The organism is Streptomyces sp. SID12501 (genome assembly GCF_010550245.1).
Classification (GTDB): domain Bacteria; phylum Actinomycetota; class Actinomycetes; order Streptomycetales; family Streptomycetaceae; genus Streptomyces.
In genome coordinates, this window is record NZ_JAAGLU010000021.1 from 1 (window position 1) to 17,340 (window position 17,340).

Consider the following 17,340-nt stretch of genomic DNA (forward strand, 5'->3'; position numbering starts at 1 on the left):
CGAATACCTCGGCATCAGCATCCGCCGCATCCACAACCTCAACGCCGCCGACAACGACTTCCCCGAACCCGAATACACCGGCCGCACACCCACCTGGACCACAGGCCAGCTCGACGCCTGGCGCACCGCCCACCCCGCCCGCAGACACAACATCCGCACTCAAAGATGAAGTCAGAGCAACACTGAGAAGCGATTCCCCCACGCCTAAAGGCGGGTCCCTTCGCTAGGAGTCTGATGGAGACGGCGGCGCCGATCGTGCCCCGCGACCAGTCGAATTCGGCGTGGAGCGGATCGATGAGCAGCCCGGGCAGGGAACGGAAGGCGGCGGCGCCGATGATCGTAACGAAGGCGACGGCGGCGACGAACCAGGCCCTATGGATGGGGAGTTGAGCCGGTGGGACCTGTTGTCGGCTCGGCAGGTCCTACCGAGCCGGCAGGCCCGGCGGTGACGGCCGGGTCGGCCCCGCGTGCCGCCGACCGGTCCCCGACGCGCCGCTCCCCCCACCACCCGACGGCCGTCAGCACCAGCGTCAGGGCCACGCCTGCCAGGACGGCCGTGGACGGTGCCGTCACCTGGAGCAGAGCGCCCGCGAGTGAACCCGCCGCCGCGTAACCCGCACCGGAGGCCGCGTACATGATCGAGTAGCCCGCGGCCAGGGAGCTCGCCGGAACCGCCTCGCGCAGGGACAGGTTGCGGGTGACCAGCGCGCCCGACTGGAGCATGCCGCCGATGGCCAGCGCGGCGGCGATCCCGGCCTTGTCGGGGGTCAGCGCGGCGACGGTGAGACAAGCGGACATCCCGCCGATCAGAACCACGCTGCGGGTGCGCAGCAGCCCCGGCCAGGTTCGGAGGCCGTAGAGGAACGCGCCGAGTCCCGCGCTCACCGACATTCCCGCGAGTATCGGGCCGGACCAGCCGACGCCGATGCCGCGCTGTTCCAGAAGTGCGGGCAGGACGAGTTCGGCCAGGCCCAGAAGGGTGAGGCTGGCCGCGCCGGTGACGTACACCGGCCACGCGCCGCGCAGGAGCCCGAGCAGCGAATGACCCGTACCCTTCTTTCCCGGCCCGCTCTCCGTTCCCGGCGCGTCGTCCGCCTCCCAGCCGGCTGGCAGCAGCCACAGGCCCGCGACCGACACGGCCATCAGAACGGCGCCGAGAAGCAGCGGGAGGCGCGGGGCCACGCCCAGCGCGAGGCCGGTGACGACGGCCGGCGAGACGGCCCATACGCCCGACATCAGCATCGATTCGGCGGACATCGCCTGCGCCATGGCCCGCGCCGGGACCAGGTGGGTGAGCATCGCGCGCAGTCCGCCGGCGACCGCTGCCGGAGTGCCGCCGGCCACGAACGCGAACGACGCGAGGACCACGGGATGCGCGGTGGGGAACACCCCCAGTGCCGTGAACCCAGCGGCCCCGATCACGAGGGCCGCGGCCAGCTGCGGACGGGCCCGGTCGGGACGCAGTCGCAGACCGAGCGCCGGAGCGCCGACGATCTCGCCGAGCACGAACGCGGCGGCGAGCGCGGCGCCCAGGGCATAGCCGCCCGGCCGTTCGCGCACCAGGAACACCATGGCCAGCGGGGCCATGGCGATGGGCATGCGGGCACCGACGGAGGTGCAGGCCCAGATCAGGAGCTGCTTCGAGGCGACGTCGCGATAACTCATGGCACGACGCTAGGCGGCGGCACCGACATCGCCCCAGGGATTTTCCGCCGCCTGTGGAAAACTCCCGCCATGCCCCGGACAAGCCCGGAAGTCGGTGGAGCCCTCCACCTCTCCCAGACACAACCGGCGCTCAGAAGGTCAGCACCCCCCGCGCCACCCGCCCCGCCTCCGCGTCCCCGACGGCCTTCTCGAAGTCCTCGACCGGGTACGTCTCGGTCACCAACTCGTCGAGCAGCAGCCGCCCTTCGCGGTACAGGTCGGCGTAGAGCGGGATGTCCCGCTGGGGGCGGGAGGAGCCGTAGCGGCAGCCGAGGATCGACTTGTCCAGGAACATCGACGAGACGACGAAGGACGCCTCCGCCTTGGCCGACGGGACGCCGAGCAGGATGGCCTGGCCGTGCCGGTCGAGCAGGTCGACGGCCTGCCGGATGAGTTCGACCCGGCCGACGCACTCGAAGACATGGTCCGCGCCCGTCGGCAGCACGTCCCGCACGCCCTCCGTCGACGTCAGGAAGTGGGTCGCGCCGAACTGCCGCGCCATCGCCTCCTTCGCCGGGTTGGCGTCCACGGCGACGATCCGCGAGGCGCCCGCGATCCGCGCGCCCTGGAGGACGTTCAGCCCGACCCCGCCCGTACCGATCACCACGACGCTGTCCCCGCGGTCCACCCGGGCCCGGTTGAGCACGGCGCCCACCCCGGTCAGCACCCCGCACCCGATGAGCGCGGCCGACGGCATCGGGATGTCCTTCGGGATACGTACCGCCTGCACGGCCTTCACCACCGTGCGTTCCGCGAACGCCGAGTTGGAGGCGAACTGGAACACCGGCCGCCCGCCCCGCGTGAACGGCCGCCCCGGCCGCCCGATCGACTGACGGCACATGGTCGGCCGCCCCCGGTCGCACTCCGCGCACGCGCCGCAGTTCGCGAGCGTCGACAGCGCCACATGGTCCCCGGGCACCACATGCGTGACACCGGCCCCGACTGCCTCCACCACGCCCGCGCCCTCGTGGCCGAGCACGACAGGGACGGGGAAGGGGATGGTCCCGTCCACCACGGACAGATCGCTGTGGCACAACCCCGCCGCCGAGATCGCGACCAGCACCTCCCCGGCTCCCGGATCCCTCACCTCCAGATCGTCCACGACCTGGATCTGCTTACCGTCGAACAGAACACCGCGCATCAGACGACTCCCTTGGGCTCCCTGGGCAGACCGAGCACGCGCTCGGCGATGATCGTGCGCTGGATCTGGTCGGAGCCGCCGTAGATCGTGTCGGCCCGGGAGAACATGAACAGGTGCTGCGCGTCGTCGAGTTCGTAGGGCGCCCCGGCCGACCACTCCACCGGCCCGATCCCTGCGCCCGCGCCCCGCACGAGCATCGCCAGCTCCCCGAGCCGCTGATGCCACCCGCCCCACAGCAGCTTGGCCACGCTCGGCGCCCCGGCGTCCCCCGAACCGCCCAGTGTGCGCAGGGCGTTCCAGCGCATCACCCGCAACTCGGCCCACTGGCGCACAAGTCGCTCCCGTACGACGGGATCCGCCACCGCACCGCTGTCGACGGCGGCCTGCACAACCCGTCCCAACTCCCCGGCGAAACCGATCTGTTGGGCGAGCGTGGACACTCCCCGCTCGAACCCGAGGAGGCTCATCGCGACGCTCCAGCCGGCGCCCTCACCACCGACGAGGTGCTCCGCTCGTGCGTGTGCCCCGTCGAAGAAGACCTCGTTGAATTCGCTGGTCCCGGTCATCTGCCGGATCGGCCGGACCTCGATCAGCCCCGGCTGATCCATCGGAACGAGCAGAAAACTGAGCCCGTGATGACGCACCGACCCCGCTTCTGTACGGGCGAGCACGAAGCACCAGTCCGCCTCGTGGGCGAGGGACGTCCAGATCTTCTGGCCGGTGATCCGGTACGTGCCGTCAGCGGCCCGTTCGGCCTTCGTGCTCAACCCGGCGAGGTCGGACCCCGCCCCGGGCTCGCTGTACCCCTGGCACCAGAGTTCCTCGCCCGCCGCGACCGGCGGCAGGAACCGGGCCCGCTGCTCATCGGTACCGTGCGCGAGGAGCGTAGGAGCAAGAAGGTTCTCCCCGATGTGCCCGGACCGCGTCGGCGCCCCCGACCGGGCGTACTCCTCGGCCCAGACGACCTGTTGGGTGAGACTGGCGGCCCGATTCCCGAACCCGGTCTCCCCCCAGGAAAGCCCGATCCACCCGGCCTTCCCAAGAATCCGCTCCCAACCACGCCGATCAAGAGCCCCGTCGACATGCGCACCAAGCCAACTCCGGACCTCCGCCCGAAACTCCTCATCCCCAGCCCCGAACCCAAAGTCCACAGACCTCTCCTCTCAACGCCGGGCGCCTGCACCCACCTAGGGGCGCGGGGAACTGCGCGACAAGCCACGGACGGCCCGCAGCCGCCAAACAACCCACACCCCCACCTACTGCGCGTTCGGCCGCGACCCGTCCCGCGCAGCCCGCTCCATCTCCTCCAACCGCACAAGCATCGGCATCGGATCCACCCCCACCGACCCCGGCAAGAACTCCGCGATCGTCTCCGGCGTCCACCCGCCGGAGGCAGACGCGTACGCCGCCCGCAACTCCCTCGGCTGTGCCCACACCGCGATCTTCGGCCCCGCGACCGTGTACACCTGCCCGGTGATCCGCTGCTCCTTCGCCCGGTCGGACAGCAGATACACGACCAGGGCCGCCACGTCCTCCGGCTCCCCGATCTCCGCCAGCTCCATGGGCACGTTCGCCGACATCCGCGTACGCGCGACCGGCGCCACCGCGTTGGCGGTCACCCCGTACTTGTGGAGTCCCAGCGCGGCGCTCCGTACGAGCGAGATGATCCCGCCCTTCGCGGCGCTGTAGTTGGCCTGTGACACCGATCCCTGGTGGTTCCCGCTGGTGAAGCCGATCAGCGTCCCGGCCCGCTGCTTGCGCATCACCGCCGAAGCCGCCCGGAACACCGTGAACGTGCCCTTCAGGTGAGTGGCGACGACCGGATCCCACTCCTCCTCGGACATGTTGAACAGCATCCGCTCGCGCAGGATCCCGGCGACGCACACGACACCGTCCAGGCGCCCGTACGACGACAACGCCACGTCCACGACCCGCTGGCCGCCGGCCATGGTGGACACGTCGTCGGCCACCGCGACCGCCTCGCCGCCCGCCGCCTCGATCTCCTTGACGATGCCCTCGGCTATCTCGCTCGTCGGCGAGGCGCCGTCGATGGAGACCCCGTAGTCGTTGACGACGACCCGCGCTCCCTCGGCCGCCGCGCCCAGCGCCACCGCCCGGCCTATCCCCCGGCCCGCGCCCGTCACGGCGACGACCTTTCCTGCCAAGAAGTTCCCCACGTCCGGCCCCTTCCCGCGGTTTCTGACGGACCGTTAGATTTTATGACCCGTCGGATATCCGGAGGCAAGCCCCGGGAGCGACCGGACTCCAGGAAGGACCGGACTCATGTCATTGCCGGCCGAGTTCCACGCCATCGCCAAACGCGTGAACAACTGGGGGCGTTGGGGGGCGGACGACGAGATCGGCACCCTCAATCTCATCACCGACGCCGTCGTACGCGCCGCCGCCGCGACCGTCCGCACGGGCCGTCGCATCCCCCTCGCCCTCCCGCTCCAGCAGGACGGCGTCCAGACCGGGGCGATTCCGGGCCGGGTGAATCCCGTGCACGCCATGGTCCAGATCAACCAGGAGATATTCGGGCCGCCGGGCGGCGGAACCGTCGCGACCAGCGACGACGTCGTGACTCTGGGGCTCCAGTGCGCGACCCACTGGGACGCCCTCGCCCACGCCTCCCACTCCGGGAAGCTCTACAACGGGCGTCCGGCGGCGACGATCACGGCCCACGCCGGCGCCGAGTTCGTCGGCATCGACAAGGCTCGGCACATCGTCTCGCGCGGGGTGCTGCTGGACGTGGCCCGCGCACGGGGCGTCGACCGGCTCGACGGGGGGCACGCGGTCACCCCGGAGGACCTGGACGCGGCGGAGGAGTTGGCGGGCACGCGCGTGCGTGCCGGTGACATCGTGCTCGTACGGACCGGGCAGATCCAGGTGTACCTGGCCGGGGACAAGCACGCGTACATGTATCCCTCGCCCGGGCTGTCGATCCGTACGCCGGAGTGGTTCCACGCGCGGGATGTCGCGGCGGTCGCGAACGACACGCTGACTTTTGAGATATTTCCGCCGGAATCGAATGATCTGTGGCTGCCCGTACACGCGCTCGACCTGGTGGAGATGGGGATGCCGCAGGGCCAGAACTGGAATCTCGAAAAGTTGTCCACAGCCTGTGGACAAGAAGGCCGGTATGAGTTCCTGCTGTCGGCGACACCGGAACCGTTCACGGGCGCCACGGGCAGTCCCGTGGCGCCCGTGGCGATCCTCTGACCCCTGTCGGCCGGTCGGCGGCGCGCCATTGCCCACCCCAAGTACGGCATCGCGCGCCGCCACCCGCCTTCGGCGTTCCCGCCCCGCCCCCCACCCCTGAAGGAGCCGACGCCGAACACACGAACCGCACTCGCCGAGGGCCCCCGTCACCGAACCCTCGCCGTCCCCTCGCGGCGGATCGCGCTGAACACAAGCGTGTTCACGCAGTCACGTCACGTCAACACCCGTTCGGGGATTTATCGCTTACGCCCTTTTTGCGACAACCGCGCACAGGGGCACACCCCGGCGCACCGCACCACACGGGGCCCAGAAACCCGGACAATTCTGCGACCGTGCCCCACCGAGCGCCGCACCGGCAGGGCCTTCGGGGTCAGACGGCTTCGTACGCCGCCATGCCCCCGTACGCGGAAGAAGTACCCTCGGCGGCGGCCGTGGCGATCACCGGAGCGGCGACCGAACTCCCGCCTCCGCACGGCGCCGGAGCCGGGCAGCGGTCCAGTTCGCACCAGATGCGCTTGCCGACACCTTCGGTGCTCCACCCCCACCGGTCGGCGAGCCCGTCGACCAGCTCCAGTCCGCGCCCGTTGGTCTCGTCGCCCTCGGCATGCCGGGGCACGGGGGGGCAGGGGCTCAGATCGACGACCTCAAGCCGCACGATCCCGCCGGCCACGCCCTCGGCACCGGACCGCGATCCGCACACACCCTCGAACGACAGCCGCAGCAACGCCGGACACCCGGTGTGCACCACCGCGTTGGTGACCAGCTCGGAGACGAGGAGGATCAGCGTCTCGGCCAGCGGCTCGTCGTCCGCGACCCCGGACCCGGCGAGCCGCGACCGCACCCATCTCCGGGCCCGCCCCACCTCTGCGGGGTCGGGCCGGATCTCCAGCTGCACTTGAAGCACCTGCACCGCTCACACCATCCGAACCGGCGGACACATCGCCTCGCGCCGCACGAGGGCCACGATCGTAGCCATTTTCTGCATGCCCAGAACAACGCTTGGGCCGGCGGCCAGATCGGGGATCACAGAACGTGATTCCCTTACGAGAAAGCATGGTTGACGTACAGTCACGCCAACAAGCGCTTCGGGCATATTCCAACGCGAAGGAGTACGCCTGCGGGATACTGTGCGACGCTCGCCGCGAGGAGTCGAACAGGCGGGTACGGAACTCCGACCCGCCCCACGAGCGGCGCGCACCGCCGAATCCGGGGCCGCCTCAGGGGCAACACCGGAATGGCTCGACCTCGGAACCACGCGCATGCCACAGAAGGTACCGGAGCGAACACGCGACTCCGGGCCGTTACGAGTCACTCGTAGGACACAACCCGGTATCGACGCTCGGTGATCCCACAACGTCTGGGTCACATTTCGATCGCGCCACGATCGGCGACATCAATCCGGCCAGTCCGGCTCCGGCCGCCGGTCAGCGTGCCTCGGTCAGTAACGCGGCGGCGAGCACCTCCTCACACTCCGTCACCGAGCCGGGCCGCCGGGCTCGTAGCCACGCCCGCTTCAGATACAGATGGACGTCCGACTCCCAGGTGAAGCCCATCCCGCCGTGCACCTGGAGGCAGTCGCGGGCGCCCCGCACGGCGGCCTCGTCGGCGAGCAGCCGGGCCGCCGCGATGTCCGCCGGATCGACGGTGACGGCAGCCGCGTACACCGCCGCCCGCGCCACCTCGACCCGCACCAGGATCCCGGCGCACAACTGCTGCACCGCCTGGAAGGCACCGATCGGCCGCCCGAACTGCTCGCGGGTCCGGGCGTGTTGCGCGGCCAGCTCACACACCCGGGCGGCGGTGCCCAGCTGTTCGGCGGCGGTGAGGAGAGACGTCAGGAGTACGTCCGTACGGTCGCCGGGGTCCGGACCGGCCACCCGGTGGAGGGGCGTGAGCGGATCCGCCGACCGCATCGGCACCGCCCCGGCCGCATCCCCTCGTACGACGTCGGCCGCCCCCAGCCACTCCACCACCCCGGCGCTGTCGACGACGGTGACCACCGTCTCCCCCGTCGCCGCCCCCGGTACCTCCCCCGCCGCGAGATGTGTGGCGATCAGTGGGCCCGGCAGCAGTACGCGGCCCGCCTCCTCGAACGCCAACACCGCCTCGGGCAGCCCGAGTCCGACCCCGCCCGCCGCCTCCGGCAACCGCAGCGAGAAGAACCCGGCGGTCCCCAGCTCCCGCCACAGCCCCCGGTCCAGCTCGGGTACCTCGGTGGCGTCCATGACCGCCCGCAGCCGCTCACGTCCGAACCGCGCCGCCAGCAGCCCCCGTACGCCTGCCTGCAACGCCCTCTGGTCCTCGCTGAGTTGGAAACGCATGTGCGAATGTCACCGTCCTTTCGGCAGCCCTAGAACGCGTTCGGCCACGATGCTGTGCTGGATCTGGGAGGTACCGGCGGCGATGGTGTACGACAGCGAGGACAACCGGTCGAGCACCCAGGGCTGTTCGAGATCCATCGCCGCGCCACCCTCCCCCAGGACCTCGGCAGCCGCCTCGTACAACTCCTGGCGGGCGTGCGAGTACCGCAGCTTGAAGACCGACCCGCCGACCCCGGGCACCCCTTCTCTCGCCCCGCTCACGTTCCACTGCGTCAGCCGCCACAGCGCCCGGAAGTCGGCGTTCAGCCGCCCGAGCCTGCGCCGCAGCACGGGGTCGTCCCAGCGCCCGTTCTCCCTTGCCGCCAGGGCGAGTTCGCCCAGTACCCGGCGACAGGCGACGACCTCCCCGACGAACGCCGTACCGCGCTCGAAGGACAGCGTCACCATCGTCACGCGCCAGCCGTCGTTCTCCTCGCCGACCCGGTTGGCGACGGGCACCCGGACCTCGTCGAGGAAGACCTCGGCGAACTCGTTCGACCCGGCGAGTGTGCGCAGCGGCCGTACGGTGATGCCCGGCGCGTCCATGGGCATGGCGAGCCAGGTGATCCCGCGGTGCTTGGGCGCGTCCGGGTCGGTCCGCACCAACAGCTCGCACCAGTCGGCGACTTCGGCGTGCGAGGTCCAGATCTTGGAGCCGCTGACCACGTAGTCGTCGCCGTCGCGCCGTGCGCGGGTGCGCAGCGCCGCGAGGTCGGAGCCGGCGTCCGGTTCGCTGAACCCCTGGCACCAGACCTCCTCGCCGCGCAGCACCGGCGGCAGCCAGCGCGCCCGCTGCTCGTCGGTCCCCTCGGCGGCGATGGTCGGTCCGGCGTGCAGCAGTCCGACGAAGTTCGCGCCGACGTAGGGCGCGCCGGCCTTCTCCGTCTCCTCCAGGAAGATCATCCGTACGGCGGGGTCGGCGCCCCAGTGGACCTCGCCGTACCCGGCGTCGTACAGCGTCCGCTGCCAGCCGAGGTCGTACGCGCGCCGCCCGGGCCAGTCGTCGGGCGAGGGCTTGGCCGGCAGCGAGGGGAGTGCCTTGGCCAGCCACTCCCTCAACCGCGCCCGGAACTCCGCCTCTTGGGGAGTGTCGGAGAGGTCCACTACTTGTCCAGGTCGAGGCCGAGCATGCGGATGGCGTTGCCGCGCATCAGCTTGTAGACGGTCTCGTCGTCGAGGCCCTTCATATGCTCGAGGGCGACCTCCTTGGTGTGCGGGAAGGTCGAGTCGACGTGCGGGTAGTCGGTCTCGAAGGTGGCGTTGTCCCGCCCGACGACGTCGATCGAGGCGACGCCGTGCTTGTCGCGGAAGAAGCAGCAGAAGATCTGCCGGTAGTAGTACGTCGACGGGGGTTCCGGGATCAGATCCCTGACCCCGCCCCACGCGCGGTGCTCCTCCCACACGGTGTCGGCGCGCTCAAGGGCGTACGGGATCCAGCCCATCTGCCCTTCGCTGTACGCGAGTTTGAGCGCCGGGAACTTCACCAGGACCCCGGAGAAGAGGAAATCCATCATCGACGCCATCGCGTTGTTGAAGCTCAGCGAGGCCTGTACGGCGGGCGGCGCGTCCGGGGAGGCGGCAGGCATCTGGCTGCTGCTGCCGATGTGCATGTTGACGACCGTCCCGGTCTCCTCGCACACCGCGAAGAACGGGTCCCAGTAGCCGGAGTGGATCGACGGCAGTCCCAGGTACGTGGGGATCTCCGAGAACGTGACCGCCCGTACCCCGCGTGCCGCGTTGCGCCGGATCTCCGCGACCGCCAACTCGATGTCCCACAGCGGGATCAGGCACAGCGGGATCAGCCGGCCGCCGCTGTCGCCGCACCACTCCTCCACCATCCAGTCGTTGTAGGCGCGCACGCACGCCAGCGCGACCTCCTTGTCCTGGGCCTCGGCGAAGGTCTGCCCGCAGAACCGCGGGAAGGTGGGGAAGCAGAGCGAGCCCTCGACATGGTTGATGTCCATGTCCGCGAGCCGGGCCTTCGGGTCCCAGCAGCCGCGCCGCATCTGCTCGCGCGTGATGCCGTCGAGAGTCATCTCGTCCCGGGAGAACCCGACGGCCGCGATGATCCGCTTGTACGGGAAGAGCAGGCCCTCGTACTCCCACCAGTCGGTGATCTGGCCCTCGGGGTCGGTCGTGAACCGGTACTTGCCGCCCACGTAGGCGAGTTCACCGATTCCGGCGGTGAAGGGCTTCGGCCCCTTGTCCCGGTACTTGGCCGGCAGCCAGGTCTCGAAGAGGTGCGCGGGTTCGATCACGTGGTCGTCGACGCTGATGATGCGGGGCAGTTCGGTCATGAGTCCCCTCCGCCTGGCCAGTTGATGATTATCTGACGGACCGTCAGTTCTTGGTGCCTCTAGAAGGTTAGTCCCGCACCTATGGACCGACAAGGCGCCAAGCCCTACGCTCCCCGCACAATCTGATGGTCCGTCAGTTACTGGGGGCAATGTGAACGTCGTCGACACCGCACACGCCCTGGGTTCGGCCCGTACCCTCTGGGAACTGGTGGCCCGGCGCGCCGAACTCACCCCCGACCGGCCCGTCCTCCTCCAGGACGACCGCTCCCTCACCTTCGGCGAACTCCGCACCCGCTCCGAACGGGTGGCGGCGGGCCTGTACGGCATGGGCATACGCCCCGGCACGGTCGTCGCCTGGCAACTGCCCACCCGTATCGAGACCGCCCTGCTCTCCTTCGCGCTGGCCCGCCTGGGCGCCGTGCAGTCCCCGGTCATCCCCTTCTACCGGGACCGCGAAGTCGGCTTCGCGCTACGGGAGTCGAAGGCGGAGTTCTTCGCGGTGCCGGGCGTGTGGCGCGGCTTCGACCACACGGAGATGGCGCGGCGGCTCGGCGCGAGGGGCGTCTTCCCCGCGTACGACAGCGACGAACTCCCCGACGGGGAGCCCTCGTTGCTGCCGCCCCCGCCCGCCGACGGCACCTCCGTCCGCTGGATCTACTGGACCTCGGGCACGACCTCCGACCCCAAGGGCGTGCTCCACACGGACCGTTCACTCATCGCGGGCGGTTCGTGTCTCGCGCACGCGCTGCGGCTCACCGAATCCGACGTGGGCTCGATGGCCTTTCCGTACGCCCATATCGCCGGCCCCGACTACACGGTGATGCTCCTGCTGTACGGCTTCCCCGCGGTGATGTTCGAGCAGTTCGCGCTGCCGGACGCGCTGGAGGGCTACCGCAAGCACGGGGTGACCGTGGCCGGCGGGTCCACCGCCTTCTACTCCATGTTCCTCGCCGAGCAGCGCAAACAGCCGGGCGTTCCGGTGATCCCGTCCCTGCGGCTGCTGGCGGGCGGCGGGGCACCGAAGCCGCCGGAGATCTACCACGCCGTCGTACGGGAGATGGGGGTGGAGCTCACGCACGGGTACGGGATGACCGAGGTGCCGATGATCACCATGGGGGCGCCGGACGACACGGTCGAGAACCTGGCGACCACGGAGGGGCGTCCGCCGGAGGGGATGGAGATACGGGTGGTGGAGGGCGAGGTGCGACTGCGGGGCGAGGCCGTGTGCCAGGGGTACCTGGACCCCGCGCAGACCGCCGAGGCCTTCGACGAGGACGGCTTTCTGCGCACCGGTGACCTGGGATTCCTCACCGGGAGCGGGCACTTGGTGCTCACCGGGCGGCTCAAGGACGTCATCATCCGCAAGGGCGAGAACATCTCGGCCAAGGAGATCGAGGACCTGCTGCACACGCATCCGGGGGTGGGCGATGTGGCGGTGGTGGGCCTGCCGGACACGGAGCGCGGGGAGTTGGTCTGCGCGGTGGTGGAACAGGCGGAAGGGTCAAGTGAGTTGACCCTTGCCGCGCTGACCTCCTACCTGCGCTCGAAAGGGCTGTCCGTGCACAAGCTGCCGGAGCGGCTGGAGGTGGTGGACGCCCTTCCGCGGGGCGAGACCCTGCGGAAGGTGCTCAAGTACAAGCTGCGCGAGCGCTACGCGGAGCCTTCCCCGGAGCCGGAGCCCTCCCCTGAGCCGGCGCCGTCGTCCGAGTCGGAGACGTCGAAGTAGCGGGCGAACGCGTCGACGATCTCCGTCTCGCCGACCCGGCCGTCGGCGTCGGTGTCGAGCGTCGCGGCGGCCGTGGCGGCGATGTCCTCGGGCACGCCGAGGGCCTTGAGGGCGCGCTCGGTGTCCGCGAGGGTCGCCGCGCCGTCGCCGTCCAGGTCCGCGACGGCCAGGGCGGCGCGCAGGAAGGGGCGGGCGATCTCGGCGAACCGGCGGGGGTTGTCGTGCAGCCGCTTCACGGCGCCGTACACGAACTCGTCGCGGGTGATCCGCTGGTCGCCGTCCCGGTCCGCTATTCCCGCCATGCCCTGCCAGAAGGCCTCGGCGCCGCTGTAGAGGGCCTGGCCCTTGTCGCACCGGGCGGTGGTGTCGAACTCGGCGAGCAGCGCCTTGGCCGCCACACTGAAGTCCACCCGGTCGATGTAGCCGTTGCCGTCCTGGTCGAACGTGGTGAACCGGGCGGCGATCTTCCGTCCGTACTCGGAGTTGACCATGTCTGTCGGGCCTGCCTTACGTCCGCGTCCTACCTCTGTGTCGAGGTCCTTCTCGCACGGAGCGTACGACGCGTGGGTGGCGACCGGGGCAGGAAAGCGACGCCTGTGCCAAGACTGGGGGAATTCCGCGACAACGGCGTCACGCGCGCGTGGGGGCCGCTCCCACGCGCGTGGAGGCCGCCGGCAGCGGGGCCGCCGTCTCGTCGGCGGCCGTGCCGAGGTCCGCGTAGACGTCGAAGAGGCGGCGCACTCCCAGAGCGCCGAGGACCCGGTTGACGTGGGCGCTCTCCGCGTCCCCCCGGGCGGGCAGGATCAGACGCAGGTATCCCTGGCAGGAGCGCATCAGCCGGCGGGTGGCGATGAGGACGCCGACGCCGCTGGAGTCGCAGAAGACGACCTCGGAGAGGTCGAGGACGACACGGTGGCGGCCCTCGGCCACGGCGTCGTGCACCCGCTGTCGCAGCTCCGGCGAGGTGACCAGGTCCATCTCTCCGGACACCTGGAGCACGGTCCAGCCGCCTCGCTCACCGTCGGTCACCTTGAACGCCACCATCACGCCTCTCGTCCGGATCGTCCGGCAGAAACGGAAGCCATACCTACGCTTCCTTTCGACGCGGCTGCCCAGCAGCCATGTCATCAAACACCGCACATCCGCTCGGCCCGGACCGCAAGAGACTTGCAAGCGGTTTGCAGAGGACTTATTTCGGTCACCCGTGAACTTATTTGATCGAAAGAGGCTCAGATTGCATCATGATCGGTCAATCTTCGTTGGTTCTCTACCATCCGAGGCCCTCCGGAAGGCGCACAATGCCGCAAAGCGGAGTGGGCTGTCAGAGGGGCCGACTACATTCGAGGAGAGGGTGGGCAACCGCCGGACCTGGACAGCGGTAGGGGGGTGTAGGAGCAGCATGGCGAAGAGGGACACACCGCCGCGCTGGGACCGCAAGATGCAGCAGCGGCTCTCGCGCGGGGAGGCGGCCGCGCTGGGTGAGCTGTACGACCGGTTCGCCTCCCTCGTGCATGGCCTGGCCCACCGTGTCCTCGCCGACGAACAGGCCGCCGACCGCATCACCCGCGAGGTCTTCGCCCACGTATGGCAGCACCCCGACACCTACGACCCCAAGCAGGGCCCCCTGCGTTCCTGGGTGGCCACCCTGACCCACCGCCTCGCGGTACAGCGCCTGCGCCAAACGGAGACGGCAGCACTGGCCCACGGCGATCCCGCTGACGCGGACGACAGGGACGACAGGGACGACAGGGACGACAGGGACGCCCCCGCGGACGCGTGTGCCGGTACCGGCGCCACAGTTTCCTCCACGGGTTCCGGTTCCTCCACGGACTCCATGGAGGAACTGGAGCGCAGGGTCCGCCGCGCCTCCGTCGCCGCCCGCGCCGACTACATCGTGACGTCGATGCCGGCCCCGTTGCGCGCCGCCCTGGAGCTGGCGTACTTCCAGCGGCGCGACTACCGCCAGACCGCCGCCGACCTGGGCGTCACGGAGGCCGAGGCCCGCCGCCGCCTCCGCCTCGGCCTCCAACTCCTGTCCACGGCCCACGACACCGGCACACCGGGGGCACCCCCCGAATACGGGGGTGCGGTGTGAGCGGCGCGGGTCACGAGGACAGGGACCGGGAGAAGCACGAGGGGTACGGCCCCCAAGGCCCCGACAACGGCGACGGCAAGGCGCCTGGCGTCGGCGACGGCCCGCCCCGCATACCGATGCCGCGTTCCTCGGTCGAGGACACCGGGCTCTCTCTGCCTGACGCGACGCGCATGCCCCTCGTACCGCTGGTCCTGGAACACGACGTGCTGAGGTCACTGCTGGGGGCGTGGGCGCTGGCCGCCTGCGCGCCGGAGGAGACGCTGGCCGTCGAGGAGCACCTCGGGGAGTGCGGTGCCTGCGCGGACGAGGCGCGTCGGCTGCGCGAGGCGGTCGAACTGCTCCAGCGCCCGGAGCCCCTCGACCTGGACCCGACCCTGCGCACCCGCGTCCTGGAGGGCTGCCTCGACCGGCGCCCGCCGCGCATCCCGGTACCGGAGTGGGCTACCCCGTACGACGCGGAGACCGCCCGCCTCGACGCCCTGCTCCAGGACTTCGGCGACTCCGAGTGGCACGCGCCCGTGCGCCTGCGCTGGTTCGAGGGCGACGAGCAGACGAGCCGCCGCACGACGGTCGCCGGTGTGATCGCCCACCTGCTGAGCGTGGACGGCCTGGTCGCGGTCGCGCTGGGCCTCGACGACCCGGTCACCGGCGAGCCGAAGACACCGGGCGCACCGACTCCGGCGTCCCGTACGGAGGCGTACTGGCGTGCCTCGCACTTCCCGCCCACCCGTTCCGTACGGGTGCCGTGGCGCGAGCAGAGCCACAACATCGTACGGACGGTGTCGTTCGCGGGCGGAGGCTCGGGGAAGCTGCCGGTGTCGTACGGCGACTTCGAACTGCCGCTGCACGAGGCGATGCTGGACCGCGCCTTCGAGTGCTGGGTGCACGCGGGCGACATCGCCGACGCGGTCGACTATCCCTACGAACCGCCGGCCCCGCGCCACCTGCACAGCATGATCGACCTGGCGGCCCGCATGCTCCCGGAGGCCCTGGCCGCCCGCCGTCAGGCAGGCCTGGCGGCACCGAGCCGGACGACCCGCCACCTGGTCCCGGCCGGCGAACCCGGCCGCAGCCTCCGACTGGAGATCGAGGGCTCCGGCGGCGGCGAATGGCTGATCCCCCTCGACTCCCCGGCCGCCCTCGCCTCAGCCGCCCACGAGGTCGCCCATGTGGCCCTGGACGGCGTGGAGTTCTGCCAACTGGCGGCGGGCCACGTATCCCCGGAGGAAGCGGCGGCCGGTCAGGACGGCGACAGGGAGGCGATCAGGGACGTACTGTTCGCGGCGGCTTCGCTCAGCCGGATGTAGGGATGCCCCGTTGCCGTTACTGGATGATCTCCAGGATGTCGAGGGTGAGCAGGACCGCAGACCCCGACATGGCCATTACGGCGGGTGTCCGCCCGTAGCCCTCCAGCCGCTTTCTCCACCGACTCGCCTGTTCTGCAAGGACGTTGACGTTCATACGCGCACTCCCATCACCAGTACCGGCATCAGGCGGTGGCACAGGCAGGTGCACACCAGGTACCGCAGCCCGGGAACACCGCTCTCCCGAGGCTCGGCGTCCCGGCACAGCTCGTGCGTGCCGATGGTGCAGCGCCCGGACACGTAGGGAGACTCCGGCGTCCGGGCCGACTCCTGGGTGGCGCTCATTCGGGTACTCCGTTCTCGGCGTTCGACTCGAACCGGAGGGGGCGGACGTCCCACATGCCGCCCCGCGCGTCCCGGTGATACCCCCTGTGCCCTTCGTCTCGTACGCATGCCCCGGCCGCGCTCAAGGTCGAGGCCCGGTAGAACATCGAGGCGCGGACCTTCCCGCATCTAACGGCGTTCGTGACGCCGGTCATCGGGCCCTCACCCCGTCCAGCACGGAGTGAATGTCGCGGGTGTCGAAGCTGATGCGGAAGTCGGCGGCCAACACAGCGACGGCGCGACGCCGCAACCGCACGGCTCGTTCGCGCGCCGTCCAGTGAGGCCGCACGCTCACTGCGCAGGCAGCTGCGGCCACTTCGGAGGGCCGAACGTAGAGGTGCTCGGGCAGGTACGGCCGCGACAGGGCCGACACCGCTCCGTCGAGGGGCGCGCGGTCGGTGCTGTACGGGGAACGCGGGATGACCAGACGCGCCACGAGGTGGCCTCGTTCCCTCACGTTCCGGCTGGTCATGACGGATCGGCCTGGTTCCGGCGCCGACTTGCGCCGCCTACCGGTGGCAGGCAGGGCCAAACACAGAATCAGCAGCGCTACTGGGCACAAGGCCCGGTGTAGCGCGGTCGCGATACGGTTACGCACGTCGTCAACCTCCAGAGGGTTGCTGGCCATGCCCCCGGACCGGTCGCACGGTCGCGGGGGTCTTGTCTCTCCGTGATGCAGTCCACCATAGCTGCTTTCGAAAGCGGTCGGCAGTAGACGGCAGTGGTCGACAGTTGCCGAAGATGCACGCAAGTTGCCGAACGCTTACGTTCGATTCCGTGGAAGAGAAGATCAACCCCGCCGCCGCGACTTACCACTACGAGCAGCTCGCGAAGATCATCGAGAGCAAGATCCGTACCGGAAGCCTGGCCGCAGGATCACGCTTGCCCGGTGAACTGATCCTGTCTCAGGAGTACGGTGTTGGCTCCAACACCGTGCGCCGCGCGCTGGACATCCTGAGGGAACGCGGATTGATCATCACAGTCCGCGCCCGTGGGTCCTTCGTCATTGAAGAGCTGCCGCATGACGAGACCGACCGAGGTGGGAAGTAAGGGCCTCGAAGCCGCCGCGCTCACCGAGACCCAGGACAACCCGCATACGTGGCCAGGGAG

The 17,340-nt window shown here is 70.3% G+C and carries 18 protein-coding genes and 1 pseudogene; 5 read left to right on the forward strand and 14 right to left on the reverse strand.

Annotation, left to right across the window (positions count from 1 at the left end; genetic code table 11):
- Positions 1-233 precede the first annotated feature (233 nt).
- The 5 genes and pseudogenes from G3I71_RS51315 to G3I71_RS24670 all read right to left on the reverse strand — a co-directional run.
- Positions 234-419 (reverse strand): annotated as a pseudogene (locus G3I71_RS51315) (MFS transporter); the annotation flags it as partial.
- The gene (locus G3I71_RS24655; RefSeq protein ID WP_164317345.1) at positions 373-1,665 is read right to left on the reverse strand and encodes an MFS transporter; all 1,293 of its coding nucleotides are present in this window, start codon (positions 1,663-1,665) and stop codon (positions 373-375) included. The pseudogene G3I71_RS51315 and the gene G3I71_RS24655, both read right to left, overlap by 47 nt.
- Before the next feature lie 130 nt (positions 1,666-1,795).
- Complete coding sequence (locus G3I71_RS24660) at positions 1,796-2,845, reverse strand: Zn-dependent alcohol dehydrogenase (protein ID WP_164317347.1); 1,050 nt, start codon at positions 2,843-2,845, stop codon at positions 1,796-1,798.
- Positions 2,845-3,996: an acyl-CoA dehydrogenase family protein gene (locus G3I71_RS24665; RefSeq protein WP_164317349.1), complete on the reverse strand. Its 1,152-nt coding sequence runs from the start codon at positions 3,994-3,996 to the stop codon at positions 2,845-2,847. The genes G3I71_RS24660 and G3I71_RS24665 overlap by 1 nt, the downstream gene beginning before the upstream one ends.
- Before the next feature lie 105 nt (positions 3,997-4,101).
- Positions 4,102-5,022, reverse strand: a complete 921-nt coding sequence (locus G3I71_RS24670; RefSeq protein ID WP_164317351.1) for an SDR family NAD(P)-dependent oxidoreductase — start codon at positions 5,020-5,022, stop codon at positions 4,102-4,104.
- A gap of 106 nt (positions 5,023-5,128) precedes the next feature.
- On the opposite strand from G3I71_RS24670, the gene G3I71_RS24675 reads away from it, so the two are divergent.
- Entirely contained in the window at positions 5,129-6,064 is a 936-nt protein-coding gene (locus tag G3I71_RS24675; protein WP_164317353.1) for a cyclase family protein, read from the forward strand.
- 370 nt (positions 6,065-6,434) lie between these two features.
- Here G3I71_RS24675 and G3I71_RS24680 read toward each other — a convergent pair whose 3' ends face one another.
- The 4 genes from G3I71_RS24680 to G3I71_RS24695 all read right to left on the reverse strand — a co-directional run bounded on the left by G3I71_RS24680 (position 6,435) and on the right by G3I71_RS24695 (position 10,721).
- Complete coding sequence (locus G3I71_RS24680) at positions 6,435-6,974, reverse strand: ATP-binding protein (RefSeq protein WP_164317355.1); 540 nt, start codon at positions 6,972-6,974, stop codon at positions 6,435-6,437.
- Positions 6,975-7,488: 514 nt separating this feature from the next.
- Positions 7,489-8,385: an acyl-CoA dehydrogenase family protein gene (locus G3I71_RS24685; RefSeq protein ID WP_164317357.1), complete on the reverse strand. Its 897-nt coding sequence runs from the start codon at positions 8,383-8,385 to the stop codon at positions 7,489-7,491.
- A 9-nt stretch (positions 8,386-8,394) separates the two neighbouring features.
- Positions 8,395-9,528: an acyl-CoA dehydrogenase family protein gene (locus G3I71_RS24690; RefSeq protein ID WP_164317359.1), complete on the reverse strand. Its 1,134-nt coding sequence runs from the start codon at positions 9,526-9,528 to the stop codon at positions 8,395-8,397.
- Positions 9,528-10,721, reverse strand: a complete 1,194-nt coding sequence (locus tag G3I71_RS24695) for an amidohydrolase family protein (RefSeq protein ID WP_164317361.1) — start codon at positions 10,719-10,721, stop codon at positions 9,528-9,530. Before G3I71_RS24695 ends, G3I71_RS24690 begins: the two co-directional genes overlap by 1 nt.
- A 151-nt stretch (positions 10,722-10,872) precedes the next feature.
- On the opposite strand from G3I71_RS24695, the gene G3I71_RS24700 reads away from it, so the two are divergent.
- Positions 10,873-12,447 (forward strand): AMP-binding protein, encoded by a 1,575-nt coding sequence (locus tag G3I71_RS24700; protein WP_164317363.1) that lies wholly within the window; start codon positions 10,873-10,875, stop codon positions 12,445-12,447.
- Here the strand turns inward: G3I71_RS24700 and G3I71_RS24705 are convergent.
- Both G3I71_RS24705 and G3I71_RS24710 read right to left on the reverse strand, forming a co-directional pair.
- On the reverse strand, positions 12,372-12,938 hold the full coding sequence (locus G3I71_RS24705) for an EF-hand domain-containing protein (RefSeq protein ID WP_164317365.1): 567 nt from the start codon (positions 12,936-12,938) through the stop codon (positions 12,372-12,374). The two genes, G3I71_RS24700 and G3I71_RS24705, sit on opposite strands and share 76 nt — an antisense overlap.
- 139 nt (positions 12,939-13,077) lie before the next feature.
- On the reverse strand, positions 13,078-13,494 hold the full coding sequence (locus tag G3I71_RS24710) for an STAS domain-containing protein (RefSeq protein ID WP_164317367.1): 417 nt from the start codon (positions 13,492-13,494) through the stop codon (positions 13,078-13,080).
- 352 nt (positions 13,495-13,846) lie between these two features.
- Here G3I71_RS24710 and G3I71_RS24715 point away from each other — a divergent pair, with 352 nt between their 5' ends.
- A complete protein-coding gene (locus G3I71_RS24715; RefSeq protein WP_164317369.1) occupies positions 13,847-14,542 on the forward strand; it encodes a sigma-70 family RNA polymerase sigma factor in 696 nt (231 codons plus the stop codon).
- A complete protein-coding gene (locus G3I71_RS24720; RefSeq protein WP_164317371.1) occupies positions 14,539-15,849 on the forward strand; it encodes a zf-HC2 domain-containing protein in 1,311 nt (436 codons plus the stop codon). Before G3I71_RS24715 ends, G3I71_RS24720 begins: the two co-directional genes overlap by 4 nt.
- A gap of 16 nt (positions 15,850-15,865) precedes the next feature.
- Here the strand turns inward: G3I71_RS24720 and G3I71_RS24725 are convergent, their stop codons facing one another.
- From G3I71_RS24725 to G3I71_RS24735, 3 genes are all read right to left on the reverse strand, one after another.
- Positions 15,866-16,003 (reverse strand): hypothetical protein, encoded by a 138-nt coding sequence (locus tag G3I71_RS24725; RefSeq protein ID WP_164317373.1) that lies wholly within the window; start codon positions 16,001-16,003, stop codon positions 15,866-15,868.
- Entirely contained in the window at positions 16,000-16,191 is a 192-nt protein-coding gene (locus tag G3I71_RS24730) for a hypothetical protein (protein ID WP_164317375.1), read from the reverse strand. Before G3I71_RS24730 ends, G3I71_RS24725 begins: the two co-directional genes overlap by 4 nt.
- Positions 16,192-16,381: 190 nt before the next feature.
- A complete protein-coding gene (locus tag G3I71_RS24735) occupies positions 16,382-16,702 on the reverse strand; it encodes a hypothetical protein (RefSeq protein ID WP_164317377.1) in 321 nt (106 codons plus the stop codon).
- 305 nt (positions 16,703-17,007) lie between these two features.
- Here G3I71_RS24735 and G3I71_RS24740 point away from each other — a divergent pair, with 305 nt between their 5' ends.
- The gene (locus tag G3I71_RS24740) at positions 17,008-17,280 is read left to right on the forward strand and encodes a winged helix-turn-helix domain-containing protein (RefSeq protein WP_343243068.1); all 273 of its coding nucleotides are present in this window, start codon (positions 17,008-17,010) and stop codon (positions 17,278-17,280) included.
- The last annotated feature ends 60 nt before the right edge of the window (positions 17,281-17,340 follow it).